Annotated in this window: 27 protein-coding genes; 6 read left to right on the top strand and 21 right to left on the bottom strand. The window is 71.4% G+C overall.

The window, feature by feature from the left end; all coding sequences use genetic code 11:
* Window positions 1–12 precede the first annotated feature (12 nt).
* The 7 genes from trpM to hisI form a co-directional block, all read right to left on the bottom strand.
* Complete coding sequence (gene trpM, locus ACIRRY_RS10845; protein WP_403970891.1) at window positions 13–204, bottom strand: tryptophan biosynthesis modulator TrpM; 192 nt, start codon at window positions 202–204, stop codon at window positions 13–15.
* A 42-nt stretch (window positions 205–246) separates the two neighbouring features.
* Complete coding sequence (trpC, locus tag ACIRRY_RS10840) at window positions 247–1,056, bottom strand: indole-3-glycerol phosphate synthase TrpC (RefSeq protein ID WP_403970488.1); 810 nt, start codon at window positions 1,054–1,056, stop codon at window positions 247–249.
* Between the two features lie 126 nt (window positions 1,057–1,182).
* Entirely contained in the window at window positions 1,183–1,638 is a 456-nt protein-coding gene (locus ACIRRY_RS10835; protein WP_403970485.1) for a DUF2752 domain-containing protein, read from the bottom strand.
* Between the two features lie 112 nt (window positions 1,639–1,750).
* Window positions 1,751–1,999, bottom strand: coding sequence for an HGxxPAAW family protein (locus tag ACIRRY_RS10830; RefSeq protein WP_403970482.1), 249 nt, complete (start codon window positions 1,997–1,999; stop codon window positions 1,751–1,753).
* A 110-nt stretch (window positions 2,000–2,109) separates the two neighbouring features.
* Complete coding sequence (locus ACIRRY_RS10825) at window positions 2,110–2,751, bottom strand: TIGR02234 family membrane protein (RefSeq protein WP_403970478.1); 642 nt, start codon at window positions 2,749–2,751, stop codon at window positions 2,110–2,112.
* A gap of 52 nt (window positions 2,752–2,803) precedes the next feature.
* Window positions 2,804–4,282 carry an anthranilate synthase component I gene (locus ACIRRY_RS10820; RefSeq protein WP_403970476.1) on the bottom strand — a complete coding sequence of 493 codons (1,479 nt, stop codon included), beginning with the start codon at window positions 4,280–4,282 and terminating at the stop codon, window positions 2,804–2,806.
* Between the two features lie 11 nt (window positions 4,283–4,293).
* Window positions 4,294–4,740: a phosphoribosyl-AMP cyclohydrolase gene (gene hisI, locus ACIRRY_RS10815; protein WP_403970473.1), complete on the bottom strand. Its 447-nt coding sequence runs from the start codon at window positions 4,738–4,740 to the stop codon at window positions 4,294–4,296.
* Between the two features lie 81 nt (window positions 4,741–4,821).
* Between hisI and ACIRRY_RS10810 the strand changes: the two genes are divergently transcribed.
* A complete protein-coding gene (locus ACIRRY_RS10810) occupies window positions 4,822–5,457 on the top strand; it encodes a TIGR03085 family metal-binding protein (protein ID WP_403970471.1) in 636 nt (211 codons plus the stop codon).
* Window positions 5,458–5,461: 4 nt separating this feature from the next.
* On the opposite strand, the gene ACIRRY_RS10805 is transcribed toward ACIRRY_RS10810, so the two are convergent.
* From ACIRRY_RS10805 to hisD, 10 genes are all read right to left on the bottom strand, one after another.
* Window positions 5,462–6,712, bottom strand: coding sequence for an MFS transporter (locus ACIRRY_RS10805; RefSeq protein WP_403970468.1), 1,251 nt, complete (start codon window positions 6,710–6,712; stop codon window positions 5,462–5,464).
* 22 nt (window positions 6,713–6,734) lie between these two features.
* Window positions 6,735–7,325: an ArsR/SmtB family transcription factor gene (locus tag ACIRRY_RS10800; RefSeq protein ID WP_403970465.1), complete on the bottom strand. Its 591-nt coding sequence runs from the start codon at window positions 7,323–7,325 to the stop codon at window positions 6,735–6,737.
* Between the two features lie 108 nt (window positions 7,326–7,433).
* Entirely contained in the window at window positions 7,434–8,189 is a 756-nt protein-coding gene (gene hisF, locus ACIRRY_RS10795; RefSeq protein WP_403970462.1) for an imidazole glycerol phosphate synthase subunit HisF, read from the bottom strand.
* On the bottom strand, window positions 8,186–8,602 hold the full coding sequence (locus tag ACIRRY_RS10790; protein WP_403970459.1) for a RidA family protein: 417 nt from the start codon (window positions 8,600–8,602) through the stop codon (window positions 8,186–8,188). Before ACIRRY_RS10790 ends, hisF begins: the two co-directional genes overlap by 4 nt.
* Entirely contained in the window at window positions 8,599–9,327 is a 729-nt protein-coding gene (gene priA / locus ACIRRY_RS10785; RefSeq protein ID WP_403970457.1) for a bifunctional 1-(5-phosphoribosyl)-5-((5-phosphoribosylamino)methylideneamino)imidazole-4-carboxamide isomerase/phosphoribosylanthranilate isomerase PriA, read from the bottom strand. Before priA ends, ACIRRY_RS10790 begins: the two co-directional genes overlap by 4 nt.
* Window positions 9,327–9,974 (bottom strand): imidazole glycerol phosphate synthase subunit HisH, encoded by a 648-nt coding sequence (gene hisH, locus ACIRRY_RS10780; RefSeq protein WP_403970454.1) that lies wholly within the window; start codon window positions 9,972–9,974, stop codon window positions 9,327–9,329. Before hisH ends, priA begins: the two co-directional genes overlap by 1 nt.
* Entirely contained in the window at window positions 9,965–10,129 is a 165-nt protein-coding gene (locus ACIRRY_RS10775) for a hypothetical protein (protein WP_403970451.1), read from the bottom strand. Before ACIRRY_RS10775 ends, hisH begins: the two co-directional genes overlap by 10 nt.
* Window positions 10,126–10,719: an imidazoleglycerol-phosphate dehydratase HisB gene (hisB, locus tag ACIRRY_RS10770; RefSeq protein ID WP_403970448.1), complete on the bottom strand. Its 594-nt coding sequence runs from the start codon at window positions 10,717–10,719 to the stop codon at window positions 10,126–10,128. The genes ACIRRY_RS10775 and hisB overlap by 4 nt, the downstream gene beginning before the upstream one ends.
* Window positions 10,716–11,855 (bottom strand): histidinol-phosphate transaminase, encoded by a 1,140-nt coding sequence (locus ACIRRY_RS10765; protein ID WP_403970445.1) that lies wholly within the window; start codon window positions 11,853–11,855, stop codon window positions 10,716–10,718. Before ACIRRY_RS10765 ends, hisB begins: the two co-directional genes overlap by 4 nt.
* Window positions 11,852–13,198, bottom strand: coding sequence for a histidinol dehydrogenase (gene hisD / locus ACIRRY_RS10760; protein ID WP_403970442.1), 1,347 nt, complete (start codon window positions 13,196–13,198; stop codon window positions 11,852–11,854). The genes ACIRRY_RS10765 and hisD overlap by 4 nt, the downstream gene beginning before the upstream one ends.
* A gap of 201 nt (window positions 13,199–13,399) precedes the next feature.
* Between hisD and ACIRRY_RS10755 the strand changes: the two genes are divergently transcribed.
* From ACIRRY_RS10755 to ybaK, 4 genes are all read left to right on the top strand, one after another.
* Window positions 13,400–14,977, top strand: coding sequence for an oxidoreductase (locus ACIRRY_RS10755; RefSeq protein WP_403970439.1), 1,578 nt, complete (start codon window positions 13,400–13,402; stop codon window positions 14,975–14,977).
* A 128-nt stretch (window positions 14,978–15,105) separates the two neighbouring features.
* Entirely contained in the window at window positions 15,106–16,239 is a 1,134-nt protein-coding gene (locus ACIRRY_RS10750; protein WP_403970436.1) for a hypothetical protein, read from the top strand.
* An 11-nt stretch (window positions 16,240–16,250) separates the two neighbouring features.
* Window positions 16,251–16,994 carry an LON peptidase substrate-binding domain-containing protein gene (locus ACIRRY_RS10745; RefSeq protein WP_403970434.1) on the top strand — a complete coding sequence of 248 codons (744 nt, stop codon included), beginning with the start codon at window positions 16,251–16,253 and terminating at the stop codon, window positions 16,992–16,994.
* A gap of 15 nt (window positions 16,995–17,009) precedes the next feature.
* Complete coding sequence (ybaK, locus tag ACIRRY_RS10740; RefSeq protein ID WP_403970431.1) at window positions 17,010–17,525, top strand: Cys-tRNA(Pro) deacylase; 516 nt, start codon at window positions 17,010–17,012, stop codon at window positions 17,523–17,525.
* Between the two features lie 763 nt (window positions 17,526–18,288).
* On the opposite strand, the gene ACIRRY_RS10735 is transcribed toward ybaK, so the two are convergent.
* From ACIRRY_RS10735 to ACIRRY_RS10720, 4 genes are all read right to left on the bottom strand, one after another.
* Complete coding sequence (locus ACIRRY_RS10735) at window positions 18,289–19,014, bottom strand: hypothetical protein (RefSeq protein WP_403970428.1); 726 nt, start codon at window positions 19,012–19,014, stop codon at window positions 18,289–18,291.
* 34 nt (window positions 19,015–19,048) lie between these two features.
* Window positions 19,049–19,876, bottom strand: coding sequence for an ABC transporter permease (locus ACIRRY_RS10730; protein ID WP_403970425.1), 828 nt, complete (start codon window positions 19,874–19,876; stop codon window positions 19,049–19,051).
* A gap of 124 nt (window positions 19,877–20,000) precedes the next feature.
* On the bottom strand, window positions 20,001–20,972 hold the full coding sequence (locus ACIRRY_RS10725; RefSeq protein WP_403970889.1) for an ABC transporter ATP-binding protein: 972 nt from the start codon (window positions 20,970–20,972) through the stop codon (window positions 20,001–20,003).
* Between the two features lie 152 nt (window positions 20,973–21,124).
* Window positions 21,125–22,348: an NYN domain-containing protein gene (locus tag ACIRRY_RS10720; RefSeq protein WP_403970422.1), complete on the bottom strand. Its 1,224-nt coding sequence runs from the start codon at window positions 22,346–22,348 to the stop codon at window positions 21,125–21,127.
* 224 nt (window positions 22,349–22,572) lie between these two features.
* On the opposite strand from ACIRRY_RS10720, the gene ACIRRY_RS10715 reads away from it, so the two are divergent.
* Window positions 22,573–22,737 (top strand): hypothetical protein, encoded by a 165-nt coding sequence (locus ACIRRY_RS10715; protein WP_019067731.1) that lies wholly within the window; start codon window positions 22,573–22,575, stop codon window positions 22,735–22,737.
* Window positions 22,738–22,781: the final 44 nt, after the last annotated feature.

The raw sequence follows: 22,781 nt of genomic DNA, 5'->3' as shown, positions 1-22,781 counted from the left end.
GGCGGAGGGTTGTTAGTTGACTGCCGGCCGGCCGTGGCTGGTCGCGCAGTTCCCCGCGCCCCTGAAGACCTGCCATCGACGCCCGTTTACCTGCCCAGGTTCGTCTCCGATGACGTAACGCACCCGACGACCGTGGACTCGCCTCGCGGGCGCGCGGCAACCCCTCGGACGGCAGCCGCGCGCGAGGCGGGCGTGCCGGTCCATGGGCGTCAGGGTGAGTGTCATCGGAGGCAGCCTAGCGGGCGATCAGCTGCGGCCGTGGCGCAGTGCCGGGTGTTCGCCGGCCGCCACCAGGTCGGAGACCGCCGACTTGGGGTCGCGACCGGTGACCAGGGACTCGCCGACCAGGACCGCGTCGGCGCCCGCGTTGGCGTAGGCGATGAGGTCGTGGGGGCCGCGGACGCCGGACTCGGCGATCTTGACGATGTGGGCGGGGATCTCGGGGGCTACGCGCTCGAAGGTGGCGCGGTCGACCTCGAGAGTCTTGAGGTTGCGGGCGTTGACGCCGATGATCTTGGCGCCCGCGTCCACCGCGCGGTCGACCTCGTCCTCGTCGTGGACCTCGACGATCGGGGTGAGACCGATCGACTCGGCGCGCTCGATGAGGGACTCCAGGGCCGACTGGTCCAGGGCCGCGACGATCAGCAGGGCGAGGTCGGCGCCGTAGGCGCGGGCCTCCCAGAGCTGGTACGACGTGACGATGAAGTCCTTGCGGAGGACCGGGATGTCCACGCGGGCGCGGACGGCCTCCAGGTCGGCCAGGGAGCCGCCGAAACGGCGCTGTTCGGTGAGGACGGAGATGACGGCGGCGCCGCCCGCCTCGTAGTCCGCGGCCAGGCCCGCCGGGTCGGCGATCGCGGCCAGCGCGCCCTTGGAGGGGCTGGAGCGCTTGACCTCGCAGATGACCTTGACGCCGTCGCCGCGCAGTGCGGCCACACCGTCCTTGGCCGCGGGAGCCTTCGCCGCGCGCTCCTTGAGCTCGTCGAGGCTGACGCGCGCCTGCCGTTCCGCCAGGTCGGCACGGACTCCGTCGATGATCTCGTCGAGCACACTCACGCGAGCGGCCCCCTTCCGGACGGTGGAAAAGCAATGGTCACATCTGGCTTCGATGGTATCCGGAGGAAGGCGTAGGCCTCGCATCCGGTTGACGCCGGTCCCAGTACCTGGACATCGGTCGATTGTTCAAGGGTGTAGCCAGCCACCGAACGGCAGATTCCGGACAACCGTGAAGACCAGCACCAACGCGCCCAGAGTCCACAACCGGACCCTGCCGAGTTCGAGCCGCGCGGGCCGGCCGCGCGCCGCACGGACCACCCAGACGGTCCATACGACCATGAAGGCCAGATAGCCCACCACGGCGATCGCGTTGTCCTGGAGCGCGGCGAGGAAGTCGCCGTGGATGAACTCGTGCGCGCTGCGCAGGCCGCCGCAGCCGGGGCAGTACAGGCCGGTGAGGCGGTACAGGGGGCACACCGGGTAGTGGCCGGGCTGGTTCGGGTCGACCGTGCCGACGTAGGCGAATGCTCCGGCGACGGCCGCGAGGACGCCGGCGGGCGTGGCGACGCGGTTCAGCACGGAGGCGGGACCGGGGGCTCGCGTCTTCGGCACCATCTGGCTGTCGGCGTTCACGTCTCGCATTGTGCCCCCTGGCCCTTTCGTGCGGCACGCGCGCGTGAGGGGCGGTCCCCGGTATCCGTCCAGGGCCGCCCCTCCACGAAGTGTGGCTGACAGCTACGACTCGGGTACGACCTCAGCTGTCCGCGTGCGCGGTCTTGCCGAGCAGCTCGGTCAGGTCCTTGGGGCGGTCCTTGGGCATGCCCATTCCCATCGAGCTCATGACCCAGCCGACGCCGCCGCCGATGACCGCGATCGCCATGCCGGCCCAGAAGCCGATCGGCTGCGCCATGACCATGAAGGCGCCGGCGACCAGGAAACCGATGAAGATGATGGTGGTACCGGTCCAGGCGGCCAAAGTGTGACCGTGGCTGTTGCCCGCCATGACGTGCTCCTCGTTGCTGTGTACGTGTGTGAGCAGACGCTCACGCTTCATTGTTCCGCACGCACGCGTGTGCGGTGCTTCGGGGTGGGTGCACTCGCGCGTCGGCCCGGCTAGGCCCCGGTGGGATCCTCGCCGCGGTCCAGCGCCTTCCAGATGTCCTCGGGACGGTCGGGGTCCACCACGGGAATCCGCCGGGGGCGAGGCGTGCCGTTGCGTTCGTAGCGGCCCGACATCGCGGGCCAGCGGCGGCCGTAGAGGAGGGCGAGGAGGCCGGCCAGCAGGATCAGGCCGCCGCCGACCGCGGCGACGTACGGCCAGGCGGTGTGGTCGAAGGCGTGCACGACGGACGAGGTGTCGCCGGAGGCCTGCGCGGCCTTGTCGTCGAGCGCGGAGCTGTCGGTGGCGCCCAGGAGGGCGGCGGCGACGATGCCCGCGCCGGAGAGCGCGAGGAGGGCGGAGACCGCGAAGCGGCCCGTCCTGCGGACGGCGAAGACGGCGACGAGCGCGGCGAGGCCCACTATGGCGAGCGCCGCGGGCACACCCGTGACGTCGCTGCCCTTGACGGACAGCGGGAACGCGTCGCCGGCCACCGTCGCGGTCCCCATCGACCAGCGCTGACGGGTGGCCAGCAGGGCCACCGCCGCGCCGAGCGCACCGCTCATCAGCGCTACGGCGAGGCTGCGGCGGCCGGCGCGCGCGGGGCCTTCGCCTTCGGAACGGGGGTGAGGAACAGCAGCAGTCACGTAGTCCACTATCGCTCCAACCCCGGGCGAACCGTCACCCGGGGTTCATATGACTCTCGTCCTATTGCCCGAGCCGGTTCGCCGTGTGCACCGCGCGGAGGACCGCCGCCGCCTTGTTGCGGCACTCCTGGTCCTCCAGTTCCGGGTCCGAGTCGGCGACGATTCCGGCGCCCGCCTGGACGTAGGCCGTGCCGTCGCGGAGCAGGGCCGTACGGATGGCGATGGCGGTGTCGGAGTCGCCCGCGAAGTCGAGGTAGCCGACGCAGCCGCCGTACAACCCCCTTCTGGAGGGCTCCAGTTCGTCGATGATCTGCATCGCGCGGGGCTTGGGCGCGCCGGAGAGGGTGCCGGCCGGGAAGCAGGCGGTGAGGACGTCGAAGGCGGTGCGGCCGGGTGCGACCCGGCCGGTGACCGTCGAGACGATGTGCATCACATGGGAGTAGCGCTCCACCGACATGAAGTCGACGACCTCGACCGAGCCGGGCTCGCAGACGCGTCCCAAATCGTTACGGCCGAGGTCGACCAGCATGAGGTGTTCGGCGCGCTCCTTGGGGTCGGCGAGGAGTTCGTCGGCGAGGGCCTGGTCCTCCTGCGGGGTCGCGCCGCGGTGCCGGGTGCCGGCGATGGGGTGGACCATCGCGCGGCCGTCCTCGACCTTGACGAGGGCCTCCGGGGACGAGCCCACGACGTCGAAGCCGTCGAAGCGGAACAGGTACATGTACGGGGACGGGTTGGTCGCCCGCAGTACCCGGTACACGTCCAACGCGCTTGCCGTGCACGGGGTTTCGAAGCGCTGCGAGGGGACGACCTGGAAGGCCTCGCCCGCGCGGATGCGCTCCTTGATGTCCTCGACGGCCTCCTTGAAGTCGGGGCCGCCCCACAGCGCGGTGTACTCCGGAAGCTCGGAGGGCGGGAGCTGGGCGGGCGGCTGGGCCACCGCGCGGGAGAGGTCCGCCTCCATGGCGTCGAGGCGGGCCGTCGCGTCCGCGTACGCCTCGTCGACACCGGTGTCCAGGTCGTTGTGGTTGATCGCGTTGGCGATCAGCAGGACCGAGCCCTCCCAGTGGTCCATCACGGCGAGGTCGCTGGTGAGGAGCATGGTCAGCTCGGGGAGCCGGAGGTCGTCCCGCTCCCCCGGGCCGATCTTCTCCAGGCGGCGGACGATGTCGTAGCCGAGATAGCCGACCATGCCACCGGTGAAGGGCGGCAGGCCCTCCTGGTGAGGCGTGTGCAGGGTGTCGATGGTGGCGCGCAGGGCGGCTAGGGGGTCGCCGTCGACCGGGACTCCGACGGGCGGGGTGCCGAGCCAGTGGGCCTGGCCGTCGCGGGCGGTGAGCGTGGCGGCGCTGCGGACTCCTACGAAGGAGTACCTGGACCAGGAGCGGCCGTTCTCCGCGGACTCCAGGAGGAAGGTGCCGGGGCGCTCCGCGGCCAGTTTGCGGTAGAGCGCGACCGGGGTGTCGCCGTCGGCGAGGAGCTTGCGGGTGACCGGGATGACGCGACGGTCGGTGGCCAGCTTGCGGAACGTCTCAAGGTCCATGGCGGCTGACCCTACTGATCCGAGGCGGCGGTACTGGAATCAGCACCTTCTTTGAGAAGACCTTGTTTTAGACCTTCTTCGAGGTCTTCTTTAGGGCCTGCCTTGAGGAGCACGTCCGCGTCGAAGCAGGTGCGGGCGCCGGTGTGGCAGGCCGCGCCGATCTGGTCGACCTTCACGAGGACCGTGTCGGCGTCGCAGTCCAGGGCGACCGACCTGACGTACTGGAAGTGACCGGAGGTGTCACCCTTCACCCAGTACTCCCGGCGGCTGCGGGACCAGTACGTGCAGCGGCCCGTCGTCAGCGTCCGGTGCAGCGCCTCGTCGTCCATCCAGCCGAGCATGAGCACCTCGCCGGTGTCGTACTGCTGGGCGATGGCGGGGACGAGCCCGTCGGCGCTCCGCTTGAGGCGGGCGGCGATCTCGGGGTCGAGGCTGCTGGGTGAGGGCGCGCTGGTCATACGGCCATTGTGCCGCGCGGCACCGACAGTCCCGGCCCACGTCCACTGTGCGGACCCGGTGGGCGGTCGTAGGCTGACGGTATGTCGACCTTCGCCAAGCGTGAACGACTTCTTCTCGCCGATCTCCTGGAGACGACGGGTCCCGACGCCCCGACGCTCTGTGAGGGCTGGCAGACCCGTGATCTCGCCGCGCACGTGGTGGTGCGCGAGCGCCGCGCGGATGCCGCCGGCGGCATCATGATCAAGCAGCTCGCACCCCGTCTCGACCGGGTGATGACGGAGTTCGCGGCGAAGCCGTACGAGGAGCTGATCCAGCTCATCCGTACCGGCCCACCGCGCTTCTCGCCGTTCCAGCTCAAGCAGCTCGACGAGGCGTCCAACACGGTCGAGTTCTACGTCCACACGGAGGACGTGCGGCGGGCGCAGCCGGAGTGGACGCCCCGTGAGCTGGATCCGGTGTTCCAGGACGCCCTGTGGTCGCGGCTGGAGCGGATGGCCCGGCTGATGGGCCGTAGCGCGCCGACCGGGCTGGTGCTGCGGCGCCCCGACGGGCAGACGGCGGTCGCGCACAAGGGCGCACCGGTCGTGACGGTGACCGGCGAACCCTCGGAGCTGCTGCTGTTCGCGCACGGGCGGCAGAGCGTGGCCAAGGTGGAACTGGACGGCGACGAGAACGCGATCGCCAAGCTCCAGGAGGCCAAGCAGCTGGGGATCTGAGAGGTCAGTGGGGCAGTTCGGCCCGGCGCAGGTCGCGGACGGAGAGGGCGATGACCCCGCCCAGTCCGCAGACCACCGCGCTGACCACGAACACCGGGCCGGTGCCCCACGCGCCGATCGCGGCGGCCGACAGCGGCATGCTCAGCGGGGCGAACCCGAGGCTGGCCAGGCTGGCGACGGCGGTGACGCGGCCGAGGTAGGCGGGGGCGGAGTGGGTCTGGAGCAGGGCCACACAGACGGCGCCGCTGAGCCCGGCGAGCAGCCCGATGAGCAGGGCGACGCCGACTGCCCCGAGGACGCTCGGGACGTAGGCCAGGGCGCCGATCGCGACGGCCCCGGCGATGATCGAGCAACCGGCGACCCGCCCGGCGTACGGCAGCCGCCCCCGCACGGTCAGCGTCATCGAGGCGATGCCCGCGCCGACCCCGAACCCGGCGAGCACCCAGCCCATGCCGGACGCCCCCCAGCCCCGCTCGTCGGCGAGCAGGGTCAGGCCCACGTTGAGCGGGCCGACGAAGCCGAGGTCGCCGAGGGCGATGGCCAGCATCAGGGGCGCTACGACACGGTGACGGCGGACGTAGCGGAGCCCGGTGGCCAGGTCGCGCCACGCGGTGGTCGTGCCGACCGTGGCCGTGTCGTCCGGCGGCAGCTCCCGGACCCGTACCGAGATCAGCAGGGGTACCGACACGGCGATCAGCAGCCCGGCGGTCACGAACGCGGCCGCCGCTCCCCCGAACGCCACGGCGAGACCGCCGAGCGGGGCGCCGAAGACCACGGCGAACCGGTACGCGAGGCCTCGCATGCCCTGCACCCGGGCGAGTTGTCCCTTACCGGTGATGCGCGCGGGCAAGGCACCCACGGCGGGCACGAAGACGGCGTCCACGATGCCGAAGACCAGGGCGAGCGCGGCGAGCGGCCACAGCCCCGGGCCGGTGAGGAACAGCAGCGCGGCCACGGCGAGTACGGCCGCGCAGCGCACCGCGTCGCTGCCGATGACGACCCGGCGCGGACCGAAGCGGTCGGCGATCACTCCACCGCCCAGCATCAGCACGGCACGCGGCAGCGCGCTGACCGTCATCACCAGGCCCGCCTGCGCCGGGGATCCGGCCTGTACGGCGGCCCAGGAGAGGGCGATGTAGTAGATCCCGTCGCCGGCCATCGACGCGGCGTAGGCACCGAGCCAGCGCAGGACGTTCGGGTCGCGGTGAGCGGGTCTGTCGGTGACTGTGCCGGGGGCTATGAGCTTGGCGGGCACGGGAGTTCGTCCTCTCCGGGGCTCAGACGCGGAACGGGAAGCCGTACGTGTGCACCGCGACGTTCTCGCGCCCCTCGGTGTCACCGGCGGCGACGGCGGCCCGGCCGCTCTCCTCGTACCGGCGGACGACCTCGTACATCTCCTTTGACAGCTCGGCGAGTTCGGCGGGGGTGAGCCGCAGCAGCCACTCGGAACTGTCGGCCGCCGACGTCCACTCGTCGCTCCAGTGGGCACGCCCGTCGAGGTAGCGCCGGTACATGTCGACGTGCTGGTCGAAGAAGAGGCGGCTGGCCGCGGTGTGCGCGGCGGCCTTCTCCGGGGCGTCCCGGAAGTCCTCGTCCCGGATGCTCACGCCCTCGGACGCGGGCTGCCACCACCGCTCCCGCCCGTCCCCGCTGCGCGGCTCGGCCTCCTCGATCAGACCGTGCTCGGCCAGCTTGCGCAGGTGGTAGCTGACCAGCGAGGGAGCCTCGTCGACCTGGTCGGCGAGCTGGGAGGCGGTCGCCACCCGGGTGAGGATCAACAGCCGGTACAACTGTGCCCGCAGCGGGTGCGCGATGGCCTTGAGCGTCCCCACGTCCTTGATCCGGCGGTCTCTCTCCCTGTCAGTCACACTCGCAGACTAGATACGAAAGGAAAATTGCGCAATGTTTCTTTCGCATCTCCCCACAAGTAAGCCCCGACCACCATGCAGCCGGGGCTTACATCACCGCAGAAGACCTCACCTGACGGGGTGTCCCGCCTCCCGCAACGCCTGCTTGACCTCGCCGATCCGCAGGTCGCCGAAGTGGAAGACGGAAGCCGCCAGCACCGCGTCCGCGCCCGCCGCCACCGCCGGCGGGAAGTCCGCGAGCTTGCCCGCGCCGCCCGAGGCGATGACCGGTACGGTCACGTGCTTGCGGACCGCCGCGATCATCTCCAGGTCGTAGCCGTCCTTCGTGCCGTCCGCGTCCATCGAGTTGAGCAGGATCTCCCCCGCCCCCAACTCCGCGGCCCGGTGCGCCCATTCGACGGCGTCGATGCCGGTGCCCTTGCGACCGCCGTGGGTGGTCACCTCGAAGGAACCCTCGGAAGTCCGCCGCGCGTCCACCGACAGGACCAGGACCTGGCGGCCGAACCGCTCCGCGATCTCCTTGATCAGCTCCGGCCGGTTGATCGCCGCCGTGTTGACGCCGACCTTGTCCGCGCCCGCCCGCAGCAGCTTGTCCACGTCCTCGGCCGTGCGGACGCCGCCGCCGACCGTGAGCGGGATGAAGACCTGCTCGGCGGTGCGGCGGACCACGTCGTAGGTCGTCTCACGGTTGCCGGAGGACGCGGTGATGTCCAGGAAGGTCAGCTCGTCGGCGCCCTCGGCGTCGTAGACCTTGGCCATCTCGACGGGGTCGCCCGCGTCGCGCAGGTTCTGGAAGTTGACGCCCTTGACGACGCGGCCGTTGTCGACGTCCAGGCAGGGGATCACGCGTACGGCGAGGGTCATGACGAGCCCTCCCCGCGCGGCGCCGCCGGGTCCCGGTAGGCCTCCACCTCGACCTCGACGACCAGGCTCGGGTCGACGAAGCCGGACACGATGATCATCGACGCGGCGGGCCGGATCGCGTCGAAGAGTTCCTTGTGTGCGCGGCCCACGTCCTCGACGTCCCGGGCGTGGGTGATGTACATACGGGTGCGCACCACATCGCCCGGGCCGAGACCCAGTCGCTCCAGCGCCGCGAACGCGACGTTGAACGCGTTGACCGTCTGCTCGTAGGGACCGCCCCCGGCGATCTCGCCGTCCACTATCGACGTGCACCCGGAGACCAGCACCAGGCCGTTCGGCAGCTGCACCGCGCGGGAGTAGCCGAAGGCGTCCTCCCAGGGCGCGCCGGTCGCGACGCGTCGTAGCTCGGTCACAGGGCCACCGCCTCCAATGCCTCTTCCAGGGTGAACGCCTTCGCGTAGAGGGCCTTCCCGACGATGGAGCCCTCGACACCGAGCGGGACCAGCTCGGCGATGGCCCGCAGGTCGTCCAGGGAGGACACTCCGCCGGAGGCCACGACCGGGCGGTCGGTCGCCGCGCAGACGTTGCGCAGCAGCTCCAGGTTGGGGCCCTGGAGGGTGCCGTCCTTGGCGATGTCGGTGACCACGTACCGGGCGCAGCCCTCGGAGTTGAGGCGGTCCAGCGTCTCGTAGAGGTCGCCGCCGTCACGGGTCCAGCCGCGTCCGCGCAGGGTCGTTCCGCGTACGTCGAGACCGACCGCGATCTTGTCGCCGTGCTCGGCGATGACCTTGGCGACCCACTCCGGGGTCTCCAGCGCGGCGGTGCCGAGGTTCACCCGGGTGCACCCGGTGGCGAGGGCTGCGGCGAGGGTGTCGTCGTCGCGGATGCCGCCGGACAGCTCGACCTTGATGTCCATGGCGCCGGCGACCTCGGCGATGAGCTTGCGGTTGTCGCCGGTGCCGAACGCGGCGTCCAGGTCGACGAGGTGCAGCCACTCGGCGCCGGAGCGCTGCCAGGCGAGGGCGGCCTCCAGCGGGGAGCCGTAGGAGGTCTCGGTCCCGGACTCACCGTGGACGAGGCGGACGGCCTGGCCGTCGCGGACGTCCACGGCGGGAAGGAGTTCGAGCTTCGAAGGCATCAGAGGGTTCCGATCCAATTGTTCAACAACTGCGCTCCGGCGTCGCCGGACTTCTCGGGGTGGAACTGGGTGGCCCACAGGGCGCCGTTCTCCACGGCGGCCACGAAGGGCTTGCCGTGCGTCGACCAGGTCACCAGGGGGGCGCGCATCGCCGGGTTCTCGACGTCGAGGGACCAGTCGTGGACGGCGTAGGAGTGCACGAAGTAGAAGCGCGCGTCCGCGTCGAGGCCCGCGAAGAGCTGGGAGCCCGCCGGGGTGTCGACGGTGTTCCAGCCCATGTGGGGCACGATCTCGGCCTGCAACGGCTCGACCGAGCCGGGCCACTCGTCCAGGCCCTCGGTCTCGACGCCGTGCTCGATGCCGCGCGCGAACAGGATCTGCATGCCCACGCAGATGCCGAGCACCGGGCGTCCGCCGGCCAGTCGCCGGCCGACGATCCAGTCGCCGCGTGCCGAGCGCAGACCCTCCATGCAGGCGGCGAAGGCGCCGACGCCGGGCACCAGCAGCCCGTCCGCGTTCATCGCCTTGTCGTAGTCACGCGTGATCTCGACCTCGGCACCCGTGCGCGCGAGGGCACGCTCGGCGGACCGGACGTTCCCGAAGCCGTAGTCAAAGACGACTACTCGTTTCGCCGGACTCAATTCCACACCGCCAATCGCATGACCCCCGCGACCAGACACATCGAGGCGCCGATGGAGACCAGCACGATGAGGCTCGCCGGCATCTTCTGCTTGACGAAGGAGTAGACCCCGCCGAGGAGGAAGAGTCCGACGACGATCAGGAGGCTCGACAGGCCGGTCACAGCGCGCCCTTCGTGGAGGGGAGGATGCCGGCCGCGCGCGGGTCGCGCTCGGAGGCGTACCGCAGGGCGCGCGCGAGGGCCTTGAACTGGCACTCCACGATGTGGTGCGCGTTGCGCCCGTACGGCACGTGCACGTGCAGCGCGATCTGGGCCTGGGCGACGAAGGACTCCAGGATGTGCCGGGTCATCGTGGTGTCGTACTCGCCGATCATCGGCGCCATGTTCTCGGGCTCGGTGTGCACGAGGTACGGCCGGCCGGAGAGGTCCACGGTCACCTGGGCGAGGGACTCGTCCAGCGGGACCGTGCAGTTGCCGAACCGGTAGATCCCGACCTTGTCGCCGAGCGCCTGCTTGAAGGCGGCGCCGAGGGCGAGGGCGGTGTCCTCGATGGTGTGGTGCGAGTCGATGTGGAGATCGCCCTCGGTCTTCACGGTGAGGTCGAACAGACCGTGCCGGCCGAGCTGGTCGAGCATGTGGTCGTAGAAGCCGACCCCTGTCGACACGTCGACCTTGCCGTAGCCGTCGAGATCGATCTCGACGAGGACCGACGTCTCCTTGGTCGTCCGCTCCACACGTCCTACGCGGTTCATGTGCTCTGCTCCTTCGGGGGTGTGGGGGTGTCCCCCACAGAACTCGGTAGCTCACGGACCGCGTCGAGGAACGCGTCGTTCTCCTCGGGGGTTCCGGCGGAGACCCGCAGCCACCCCGGGATGCCGTTGTCCCGGACCAGGACGCCCCGGTCGAGGATCGCCTGCCAGGCGGTGTGGGAGTCCGCGAACCGGCCGAACTGCACGAAGTTCGCGTCGGACTCGACGACTTCACAGCCGAGGGCGCGCAACTCCCGCACCAGCCTGTCCCGTTCGCCCTTCAGCTGCTCCACGTACCCGAGCAGGGTGTCGGTGTGCTCCAGGGCGGCCAGCGCGGTCGCCTGGGTGACGGCCGACAAGTGGTAGGGCAGCCGTACGAGTTGGACGGCGTCGACGACCGCCGGGTGCGCGGCGAGATAGCCGAGGCGCAGGCCCGCCGCGCCGAACGCCTTCGACATGGTCCGGGAGACGACGAGATTCGGCCGACCTTCGAGCAGCGGCAGCAGCGACTCGCCGTGGCTGAACTCGATGTACGCCTCGTCGACGATCACCATCGACGGCTTGGCGGCCTGCGCCGCTTCGTACAGCGCGAGCACCGTCTCGGGCGGAACGGCGTTGCCCGTGGGGTTGTTGGGGGTCGTGACGAACACGACGTCGGGCTTGTTCTCCGCGATCCACCGCTCGGCGGCGGCGACATCGATGGTGAAGTCCGCGTTGCGCGGCCCGGAGATCCAGCCCGTGCCCGTGCCGCGCGCGATGAGCGCGTGCATCGAGTACGACGGCTCGAAGCCGATGGCCGTACGGCCGGGCCCGCCGAAGGTCTGGAGCAGTTGCTGGATGACCTCGTTGGAACCGTTGGCCGCCCACACGTTCTCGACGCCGACCCGGTGACTCCCGGTCTTCGTGAGGTAGTTGGCCAGCTCGGTGCGCAACTCGACCGCGTCCCGGTCCGGGTAGCGGTTGAGGTCGCGGGCGGCCTCGCGGACGCGCTCGGCGATCCGCTCGACCAGCGCCTCGGGCAGCGGGTAGGGGTTCTCGTTGGTGTTCAGCCGTACGGGGACGTCCAACTGGGGCGCGCCATAAGGGGACTTGCCGCGCAGTTCGTCCCGTACGGGAAGATCGTCGATTCCGAAGCTCACTTGCCGGGCACCTTCCAACCACGCGACATTCGTTCGTCTCCGACAAACCTGGCCTTGACCGCCGCGCCGTGCGCGGGCAGGTCCTCCGCCTCCGCCAGCGTCACCACGTGATGCGCCACGTCGGCCAGCGCGTCCTTCGTGTAGTCGACGATGTGGATGCCCCGGAGGAAGGACTGCACGGAGAGCCCCGAGGAGTGGCAGGCGCAACCGCCGGTCGGCAGCACGTGGTTGGAGCCGGCCGCGTAGTCGCCGAGGGAGACGGGTGCCCAGGGGCCGACGAAGATCGCGCCCGCGTTCCGGACCCGGTCGGCGACGGCAGCCGCGTCCGCCGTCTGGATCTCCAGGTGCTCGGCGCCGTACGCGTCGACGACCCGCAGCCCCTCCTCGATGCCGTCGACGAGGACGATCGCGGACTGCCGGCCGGCCAGTGCCGGGGCGATCCGGTCCTCGATGTGCTTGGTGGCCGCGACCTGCGGTTCGAGTTCCTTCTCGACCGCGTCCGCCAGCGCGACGGAGTCCGTGACCAGGACGGCGGCGGCGAGCGGGTCGTGCTCGGCCTGGCTGATCAGGTCGGCGGCGACGTGCACCGGGTCGGCGGTGTCGTCGGCGAGGACCGCGATCTCGGTGGGTCCGGCCTCGGTGTCGATGCCGATCTTGCCGGTGAAGTAGCGCTTGGCGGCGGCGACCCAGATGTTGCCGGGGCCGGTGACCATGTTGGCGGGCGCGCAGGACTCGGTGCCGTGGGCGAACATCGCGACGGCCTGGGCGCCGCCGACGGCGTAGACCTCGTCGACACCGAGCAGGGCGCAGGCGGCGAGGATCGTCGGGTGCGGCAGGCCGCCGAAGTCCGCCTGCGGCGGGGAGGCGAGCGCGACGGAGCCGACGCCTGCCTCCTGGGCCGGGACGACGTTCATGATCACGGAGGACGGGTAGACCGACCGTCCGCCGGGCGCGTACAGCCCCACCCGGTCGACCGGCACCCACTTCTCGGTGACGGAACCACCCGGCACGACCTGGGTGGTGCGGGTCGTACGGCGCTGCTCGCGGTGGACGAGCCGGGCGCGCCGGATGGACTCCTCCAGAGCCGCGCGGACGGCCGGGTCGAGCTGTTCCAGCGCGTCGCTGAGGGCCCGCGCCGGGACCCGTACCGATTCCAGCCGCACGCCGTCGAACTTCTCGGCGAAGTCGATCAGCGCCGCGTCGCCCCGATGATGCACGGCCTCGCAGATCGGCCGCACCTTCTCCAGGGCGGCCGAAACGTCGAAGTCGGCTCGGGGCAGCAGGTCGCGCAGGGCGGGCCCTTCGGGGAGGGCGTCACCGCGCAGATCGATTCGGGAGATCACCAAGCAATTCTCTCAGACTGAGATCGGGCGTCGTCCGCGCGTATCAATGGCTGATACAGAACGTGGCCGGAACCCGGAAGATCAGGGGGTGGGGGGGGGTGTCCCCCCACAAAGCACAGCACGTCTAGTGTTCCGGGCGTTACTCAGCGGGCATGAACAGCTGTGCGAAACCCGTAAGCAGTCGAGAGGGATGAAAGAGCAGTGACCGAGGGTGTCGGCATCCGCGCGGGGGATGTCCCGGACGATGCGACCGCCGCCGAGCTGGGCATGTGGCAGGCCTTCCGCAACGGCAGTGTGTACGACCTGAGCAGCGGCGACGCCACCGTCGACGATCCGCACGGCGGGCATCCGTGGGGCGAGGCACGTACGGTGCGGGCCCGCATGATCTGCCAACTGCTCCTCGACGGGCCGCCCCCGCTCTCCGGCCGGGTGGCCTCCCTGAAGCTCACCGGGCTGCGCGTCACCGGCACCCTGGATCTCGCGGGCGGCACCGTGACGCCGTACGTCGAGCTGAAGGGCTGCCGGTTCGAGCAGGAGATCCTGTTGCCGGAGGCCCGCTTCCGGACCATGCGGATGGTGAACTGCTCGGTGCCGCGCCTGGAGGCGGCCCGGGTGCACACGGAGGGCGATCTGCATCTGCCGCGCTGCCGTTTCCACAACGGCCTGCGGCTCACCGACGCGCACATCGGCACCGATCTGCTGCTCAACCAGGCGATCGTCTACCGGGACCGCACGGGCCGTTCGATCGCCGCCGACGGGATGACCGTAGGACAGGATCTTCAGGCCGAACTCCTGGAATCGCACGGTGAGTTGAGCCTCCGCAGTGCCAAGGTGGGTGTCTCGCTGAGCCTGCGCGGTGCCCGGCTGGCCAACCCGTACACCCGACTCGCCCTGAACGCGCCCCAGTTGACCGTGGGCCGCACCCTGTACCTCACCCCGGCCGGCGTCGGCGGCCCGTGGCGCAGCGGTACGACTCCCGCGCGCGGGACCCGCATCCAGCGTTTCACCTGCCAGGGCGGAGTGCGCCTGGACGACGGGCGGTTCGGGGACGCGGTGGATCTGGAGCGGGCCCGGTTCACGTTCACGGACGACCAGGAGCTGTCGCTGCTGCGGGTGCAGACGCCCGAGTTGCGCTTCCTCGGGGAGAAGCCGCAGCGCGGCAAGGTGGTGCTGTCCGGGGCGCGGATCGTCAACCTCATTGACGGGAAGGATAGTTGGCCGGGTCCTGGCAACCTCCACATGGGCGGCTTCGTGTACGAGAACCTCGTACCGCAGGGCCCGTTCCCGCTGGAGACCCGGCTCGACTGGGTGGCCGCCGCGACCCCCGAGTACAACCCGGAGCCGTACGAGCGGCTCGCGACCGTGCTGCGCAACGCCGGTGAGGACGAGGACGCGCGGGAGGTGCTGCTCGCCAAGCAGCGCCGGCGCCGGGAGAGTCTGCCCGTCGCGGCCAAGGTGTGGGGGTTCGCGCAGGACTGGACGGTCGCCTACGGGTACCGGCCGGGCCGGGCCGCCGTATGGATGGCGGTGCTGTGGGCGGCCAGTTCGCTGGCCTTCGCGCACGCCGACCACGCGCCGGTGAACGCGAACGGGCATCCGCCGTGGAGCCCCGCCCTGTTCGCGCTGGACCTGCTGCTGCCGGTGATCGACCTGGGGCAGGTGGGGCAGTGGCAGTTGCGCGGTGGCTGGCAGTGGCTGTCCGTGGTGCTGATCCTGCTGGGCTGGATCCTGGCCACGACGGTCGCGGCGGGCGCGACCCGGCTGCTTCGGCGGGGGTGACGAGCAGTCGCGCACAGCGCTCGAACAGGTGAACAACAGTCACATTTTACCTGGGCTTGACTGAGGCTCGTACAACTTTCCACGGGGTGCTCAAACGGTCTGGCGCACTCCGGATCCACGGTCATTCAATGGTCGGCACCATGGCTCTGCTGCGCGCGTTCATCCGCACCGCCCGGATGACAAGCACCACCTCGCGGCTCGCCGCCGGGCTGCCGGCCGACGACGAGGTCCTTCTCGACGCGCCCGACGACCGGCTCGGGCCCGTGCTCGTCGCGGCCGGGCGCGGCGAGTACGGCCCGGCCGCCGAGTTGCTGGCCGCGACCCGCGCGGACGCCGAGTGGGAGGACCGAGACCGCCATACGCTCCGGCTCGCCGCGTTCGCCCGCTCCCGCCCCGAGTGGCTGGCGGCCTGGAGCGCGGCTGCCCCGCAGGACCCGGACGCGCTACTGGTCACGGCTCAGCAGGCGCTGGACCGCTGCTGGGAATCACCGGCCCGGGCCGAGCTGCTGCACGGGCTGAGCCCGCTGATCGCGGCGGCGGCCGAGGCGGAGCCGCGCGATCCGGTGCCGTGGCGCATCGCCCTCGACCGGGCGCGGGGCACGAACGCGGGACACCCCGAGTTCGAGCGGCTGTGGGGCGAGGCGGTCCGCCGCTCCCCGCACCACTACGGCTGCCATGTGGCCGCCCTCCAGTACCTGTCGGCGGCCTGCTGCGCGCAGTGGGGGAACACGCCCCACACCGCCCGCTGCTCCCACCGCGAGTGCTTCGACTTCGCCGAGCCGGCCGCGCAGGACGCGCTGCCGGGCTCACTCGTCCAGGCGCTGCCGATGCGCGCGGCCTTCGCCTGTCTGACCGACGGCTGCGGTGCCACGGTGCCGCGCGCCCGGCTGGACGCGGCGGCCGACCTGGCCATAGCACTCTCGGCCACTTACGCCGCGGCCGATCCCTGGCCCGCCGAGGTCCGCAACCTCCTGGCCTACGTCCTCGTCCGCCTCGAACGCTGGACGGACGCCCTGGACCAACTGCGGCTGATCGGCCCGTACGCCACGTCCTTCCCCTGGGACCGGATCTCCGACGACCCGCTCGGCCGGTTCCTGGAGATACGCGACGGCATACGGATCGCGGTGGCCTCGGAACTGCCACCGGGTGGCCCGGTTCCGCCCGTCCTCCGGGCGATTCCGTGCCCGCAAGGCCCCCTCGGGAACGCTCCCGGGCATCCACGGAGTGAGCACGGGGAACATGCCCGCTCCGGCGACCATTAGGCTTTTGCGCCGTGACCACCGTCCGGCTGCCCCTCTTCCCCCTGAACTCGGTTCTGTTCCCGGGGCTCGTGCTTCCTCTGAACATTTTCGAGGAGCGCTATCGCGCCATGATGCGCGATCTGCTCAAGACCCCTGAGGAGGATTCGCGCCGATTCGCCGTCGTGGCCATCCGCGACGGCCACGAGGTGGCGTCGACCGCCCCGGGCATGCCCGACCAGACGGCCGTGCCCGAGCGCGGGCCCACGGCCGGCTTCGGCCCCGACCCGCTCAAGGCCTTCCACTCGGTGGGCTGCGTCGCCGACGCGGCCACGATCCGCGAACGCGCCGACGGCACGTTCGAGGTGCTGGCGACAGGCACGGCCCGGATGCGGCTGCTCTCCGTGGACGCCTCGGGCCCGTTCCTGACGGCGGAGCTGGAGGAGCTGCCCGAGGAGAAGGGCGACGAGGCAGGCGCGCTGGCGCAGGGCGTGCTACGCGCGTTCCGCCAGTACCAGAAGCGCCTGGCGGGCGCCCGCGAACGCTCGCTCTCGACGGGCGACGCGGAACTCCCCGACGAGCCGGCGGTCGTCTCCTACCTGGTGGCAGCGGCGATGATGCTGGACACGGCGACCAAACAACGCCTGCTCCAGGCCCCCGACACCGCCTCCCGCCTGCGCGACGAACTGAAACTCCTTCGCTCCGAGACGGCCATCATCCGTAACCTGCCGTCCCTGCCCGCGTCGGAGCTGACCCGAGGCCCGACGAGCCTGAACTGAGCCGGAGTCCCTTCGATGGCGAAAAAGCCGAAGCACCAGCACCAGAAGAACCACCAGTCGGGCGGCACCCCCGCGACCGTGGCCCTGACGGCCGCGGGGGTCCCGTACGAGATCCACTCCTACGACCACGACCCCGCCCACCCCTCCTACGGCGAGGAGGCGGCCGAGGCGATGGGCGTCTCCCCCGACCGCGTCTTCAAGACCCTGGTCGCGGACGTGGACGGCACGCTGACAGTGGCGGTGGTCCCGGTGGCGGGCCAACTGAACCTGAAGGCGCTCGCGTCGGCGGTGGGCGGCAAACGCGCGACGATGGCCGACCCGACCCTCGCCGAACGCACCACGGGCTACGTCCGCGGCGGCATCTCCCCCCTCGGCCAACGCAAAAAGCTCCGCACGGTCCTGGACGACTCGGCCACCGCCCACCCCACGATCTGCGTCTCGGCCGGCCGCCGCGGCCTGGAGGTGGAACTCTCCCCCAAGGACCTCACCACCCTCACGGAAGCGGTCCTGGCCCCCATCGGCCGTGCGTGACCCCTCGACGCCGGTCCCGTCCTGGGTTAAGCACAAGAGGCATGTCGAAGAAAACCAGGAAACGAAAGTGGCGCATCAGGAAGCACCGGGCCAACCATGGGCGCCGCCCGGCGTAGGCGATTGCGGGGCTCGGCCGGGGGTGACTTCTCCCCGCGGGCGGCGGACACGCTTGGGCTCCGTCCGGTCGGGCGTTGCCGGGGGGCCGCACTTCCCTTGGGGAGACGGGGAGACGGGGAGACGGGGAGTCGGGGAGGAGGCGTGGCTTCTCAATGCGGGCAAGGACGACCCCGGCCGGATCCGGCCCGGCGTTCTCCGGGGCCACGACTTTCCTCAGGGAAGGGCGGGGCGGGACTCCTCGACGCAGGCCAGCGCGTACAGCCTGTGCGGTGCCTCCCGAACGGGCGCGGCTTCTCAGCACCGGCCCGCACATCCAGCCAGCGCGGTGGCTCGCAAGGGGCGCGGCACCTCAACACCGGCCGGCACACCCAACCCGCCCCGCACCGGAATCTCCCAACGCAGGCCGGCAGACCCAGCCCGTGCGGTACTTCCCGCAAGGGCGCGGCACCTGAGCACCAGCCCACCCCACGTGCCACGAGGTACCGCATCCTCCCAACGCGGGCCCGCACATCCAGCCCGTCCGGCGTTTGAGGACAAGGCCCCTTCAGGGCCGAAGCGGGGTCTGGGGGCGCAGCCCCCAGGGCGGGGCGGAAGGGGCGGCAGCCCCTGGGGATGGGACGGGTAGGGGCGGCGGGGGCGAAAAAACCTAGGGCATCGGAGCCCCGAACCCATCCTCGGGAAGCGCCCCCTGCTGCACATACACCGGCTCAGGATCCCGCGGCCCGAACAACGCCGTCAGCCCCAGATGAACAACCAGCGCGGCCACCGACCACGCCAGCAACGCCCCCTTCGCCCCCAACTTCAACGGCGCGGAGAACGTAACCCCCTTACCCACCGACTTGGCATGCGCGAGCACATCCTTCGTGGGCCCGAGCCACACCCCCAACTTCCAGGCGAGGAAGGAGGCGAGCAGCCCACCCAAGGCCAGCGCAGCGATCAGCGGCACACTCCCCCGCCGCCGCCACAAGAACACAGCGAGCGCGCTCAGCACCCCAAAACCCACCGCGAGCAGAGTGAACGTTCCGTCCACCCCCACCGCCTGCTCCCCTTCGGAGTCCTTGAGGTAGACGACCCAGCTCTTGTCGACCACGTCCCCGACCAGCGGCACATGCGGAGCCAGCCACCACCACAGCACCCCGAGCACCACCCCGCCGAGCGCCACGAGGACCGTGACGATCACGGCCTCGATCAGTTCGGTCCTGATCCCGGGCCCGTCCGCGCCGTAGGACGCGTCCTGCGGCGGTGCGTACACGGGATAGCCGGCGCCCGGGTCACCGGGGGCACCCGAGGTGTCCGGGTCACCCGGCGGCTGCCACGGATCGTGCGGGGACTGGTCACGCGGCGGCGGAGGCGGAGTCAGCGGTGCGGTCACAATGCCATCGTGCCAGGCCCGGCTGTGCGGCGCGTCACCGGACGGCAGCCCGGCGGTAGGCCCAGGCGGCGACGGCCAGCGAGACGACCCCGACTCCGGCGCATACGGCGAGGTCACCGAGGACGAGCGCCCAGTCCGGACGCGCCGCGAAGGTCTGCGCGAAGGCCTCCACGCCGTAGGTGGACGGCAACAGGTCCCGCAGGAAACGCACCGCGTCCGGCATCCGATCGGCCGGCAGCACCCCGAGCAGCAGCGCCGCTGACATACCCAACTGCCCGAGCAGCGTGGCGAGTTCGGGCCGCGGCGCGAGTAGCCCGAGGGCCGCCCCGAGCCCGGCGAGCGCGGCCCCGGCGAGCGGGATCACCGCCACCAGGATCCAGATGTTCCCCATCGGCAGCCCGAAGAGCAGGCACCCGAAGACGGCGGTGAGCGCGGTCCCCGGCACGGTGAAGGAGGCGTACGCCCCCGCCGCGCCCAGCACCACGGAGGCGGGCGGCACCGGCAGGGTGGCGTAGTGGTCGAGCCCTCCGCTGGCGCGCAGCTGCCCGAAGTACTGCGCGAGCAGGTTCAGCCCGACGTAGGCGACGACGAGCACGGACGAGCCGGCGACGACGAACCGGGCGTCGTGGCTCCCGCCGTCGACGACCCCGCGCATCATGATCAGGATGCCGACCGACTGGAAGGTCGCGACGAACAGCAGCGGGATCCGCGCGACCCGCGCCCGGGACAGCTGGGCCCGGTACACGGCGGCCATGGAGGGCCACAGCCTCGCCTTCGGCCCCAGTTCGGCCGCACCCGAGGCAGCGGCCTCCGGCACGGCCAGGGGGCCACTCGGCAGAACATCGGCGGATACGACAGTCACGTCGCGCTGCTCCTCTCGACGCCGGAAGCCGTCCTGTCCCGTACGGGTACGACAACAGTCGCCCTGTCCCCTACGGATTCGACGGCGGTCGCCCTGTCCCATACGGATACGACGGCCCGTGTACTCATGCCTTCACCAGCCCCTGCGCGTGTCCGCCCAGTGCCAGATACACGTCCTCCAGGCTGGGCGTGGCCAGGGTGAAGTCGTCCAGGGCGGCGAACGCGGCCCCGCCGGTCACCGTGGCGACGGCCACCCGGGCCTCCTCGGGGGCCAGCCTGAGCGTCCAGCGGCGGCCGGACTCGACGGCCCGGTCCCGCAGCGCGGCGACCTCCGGGACGTCCAGCGGCGGTTTCTCCCGCCACACCAGCTCGACCCGCACCTCGCCCGCGACCTGTTCCTTGAGCCCGCCGGGGGTGTCGCAGGCGATGACCTTGCCCTGGTCGAGGACGGCGACCCGGTCGAGGACGGTCTCGGCCTCGATGACGTTGTGGGTGACGAGCAGCACGGTGGACCCGCGCTCGGCCCGGCGCCGGTCGACGGCGGACCACACGGCACGGCGCGCCACCGGATCCATCCCGGTGGTCGGCTCGTCGAGCACCAGCAGCGGGCGCTCCCCGACCAGCGCGGCGGCCACACACGCCAGCCGCCGCTGCCCACCGGACAGCTTCTTGAGCGGCCGCCCGGCAAGGGCGGTGAGCCCCAACTCGTCCAGTACGGCGTCCCGTTCGGCCCGTGCGTCGCGCAGGTCCAGGCCGCGCAGCCGGGCGGTGGTCTCGGCGGCCAGCGACACGGTGAGTTCGTCGAGCGCGGAGGACTCCTGGCCGAGGTAGGCGAGGATCCGCGCGGCCCGCTCGGGGTGGCGCACGATGTCGTGGCCGAGGATCTCGACGCTGCCCGCGTCGGGCCGCATGAGCCCGGTGAGCTGGCGTACGAGGGTGGACTTGCCGGCGCCGTTCGGCCCGAGCAGTCCGAAGATCTCGCCCCGGCGGATGTCGAGGGTCACGTCGTCGGTGGCCCGCACCTCGGGGGTTCCCGGCGCACCGCGTCGGCCGCGCACCGCCGGATAGGTCTTGCTGAGCCCGCGCATCGCGCACACGACGTCACCACCGTGTCGAAGTGCCTGTCCCGCGCGCGTACTCACGGGACGAGACTACGGGGTCCGGGAGCACCACCCGCTCGCGGGTCGGTCGAGAACGGCACATTCGTCGGTAAAGCCGTGCCGCAGTCAGGCCGCCCGGCCGCCTCCGCTCACTCCCCGGCGGGGGCGTGCTCCGCGGCCGTCCGTACGTCGATCTCGCGCCAGAAACCGGCCCGGATCGCGTACCGGTCGTGCTCGTCGATCTGGTCGTCCTTGTGCGCGAGGAGCCCGAACCGGGCGGCGTAGCGCAGCAGTTCACCGTCGATGCGGTGCGGGACGCGCGGGTACATCGCGGACAGTTTCTGCAGGTTGCCGCCCTGGTCGCCGAGGCGGCCCATCCAGCGGCGGGCGAAGACCTGCCCCACCTCGAAGGGGTCGCCGCCGACCGTGGTGATGTCCTCCTCGCGGTCGGCCCAGCGCTGCTCGGCGGTGGTCAGCTGCGCCAGCGTCGGCATCGAGGCGACGTCGGGCGACTCGGCGGCCCCGCCCGGCCGGTCGACCCACCCTTTGTCGGAGGACCAGCGCAGGGTCGCGCTCGCGGGCTGCGGCGCGGGGGCGGCGGCGCCCGGGGCCTTCAGGCTCGCCAGGTCCTTCGGGGTGGGCACGCCCTTGGCGGCGGGCACCCGCTCCTGCGTACCGTTCGGCGAACCGGCCTCGGCCGCCGCGTGCTCGCCCTCCTCGACGGGCCGCTCGCGCGCGGCCGGCGCGGACTCGGGCAGCGGCGCGGACAGGATCGCGGCGATCTCCGGCCGCGGCACGGGCGGCGGCGCACACACCCCACCGAGATCCTTCGCGCGTACGGCCTTGGTGATCCAGGTCCGGTCGAGCACCCGCCGCTCGTCGGCCTCGGCGACCAGGTCCTCGGACTGGTTGTAGTCCCCGTCCGCGGCCTGCACGGCCCACAGGTGTACGGCGACGCCGTGCTCCTTGGCGGCCATCATGCCAGGCAGCAGGTCCCCGTCCCCGGTGACGAGCACGACGTCGGAGCAGGCGCGGTTGCGGGCCAGCTCGGTCAGCTCGGCGTGCATGGCGGCGTCGACGCCCTTCTGTGCCCAGCGGCCGTCGCTGCGGGTCAGGGCGCCCAGGCGGACGGTCACGCGGGGCATCACGCGCAGCCTGCGGTGCTCGGGCTGCGGGACGCGGTCGGGGGCGCCGTCGAACCAGTAGATGCGCAGCAGGGGGCGTTCCGTGTCGGACTCGGCGCGCTCGCGCAGGCCCTGGATGAGGGCGGCGTGGTCGACGGTGATCCGGGAACGCGAGGGCTCTCCGGCGAGGAGACTGGCCGCCGCCCCCAGCAGATACCCGGCGTCCACCAGGACGATGCAGCGGTCCACGCGACTCACCCTCTTCCCGGTCGGTTCACTTCGGGCTTGCTTCGAGTCTGCCCGACCGCACAGGGGTTAACGGCCCGAACTCGATCTTCGGCGTGGCGTTTCCGGGCTTCTCTCTCGTATCAACCATGTCACACACGGTAATTATCCGAAATGCGTTCTTCGTCAGCCTATGTGAATCTGGTCGCGTTCCCGGCCCCCAGATCCCCCTCAGGAGGCAGATCACCATGGCCAAGAACAAGCACCGCGACCGTAAGCAGCCGCAGTCCGAGCGCGCCCAGGAGCAGGCCACGTCGTCCTCGATGGAGGCACAGGCCGAACAGCGCATATCCCAGGCGACGCCGAGCGACATGGCCCGCAAGGGCAAGCAGAAACGCTTCGGCCACAACTGACGCCTGTTTCAAGGGTTGTTGAACGGCTGAGGGGCGCATCCGTC

This window comes from Streptomyces sp. NPDC101776 (assembly GCF_044766845.1).
GTDB lineage: Bacteria > Actinomycetota > Actinomycetes > Streptomycetales > Streptomycetaceae > Streptomyces.
The sequence above is the reverse complement of the archived record's forward strand: the minus strand, read 5'-3'. Positions and strand labels throughout refer to the sequence as shown.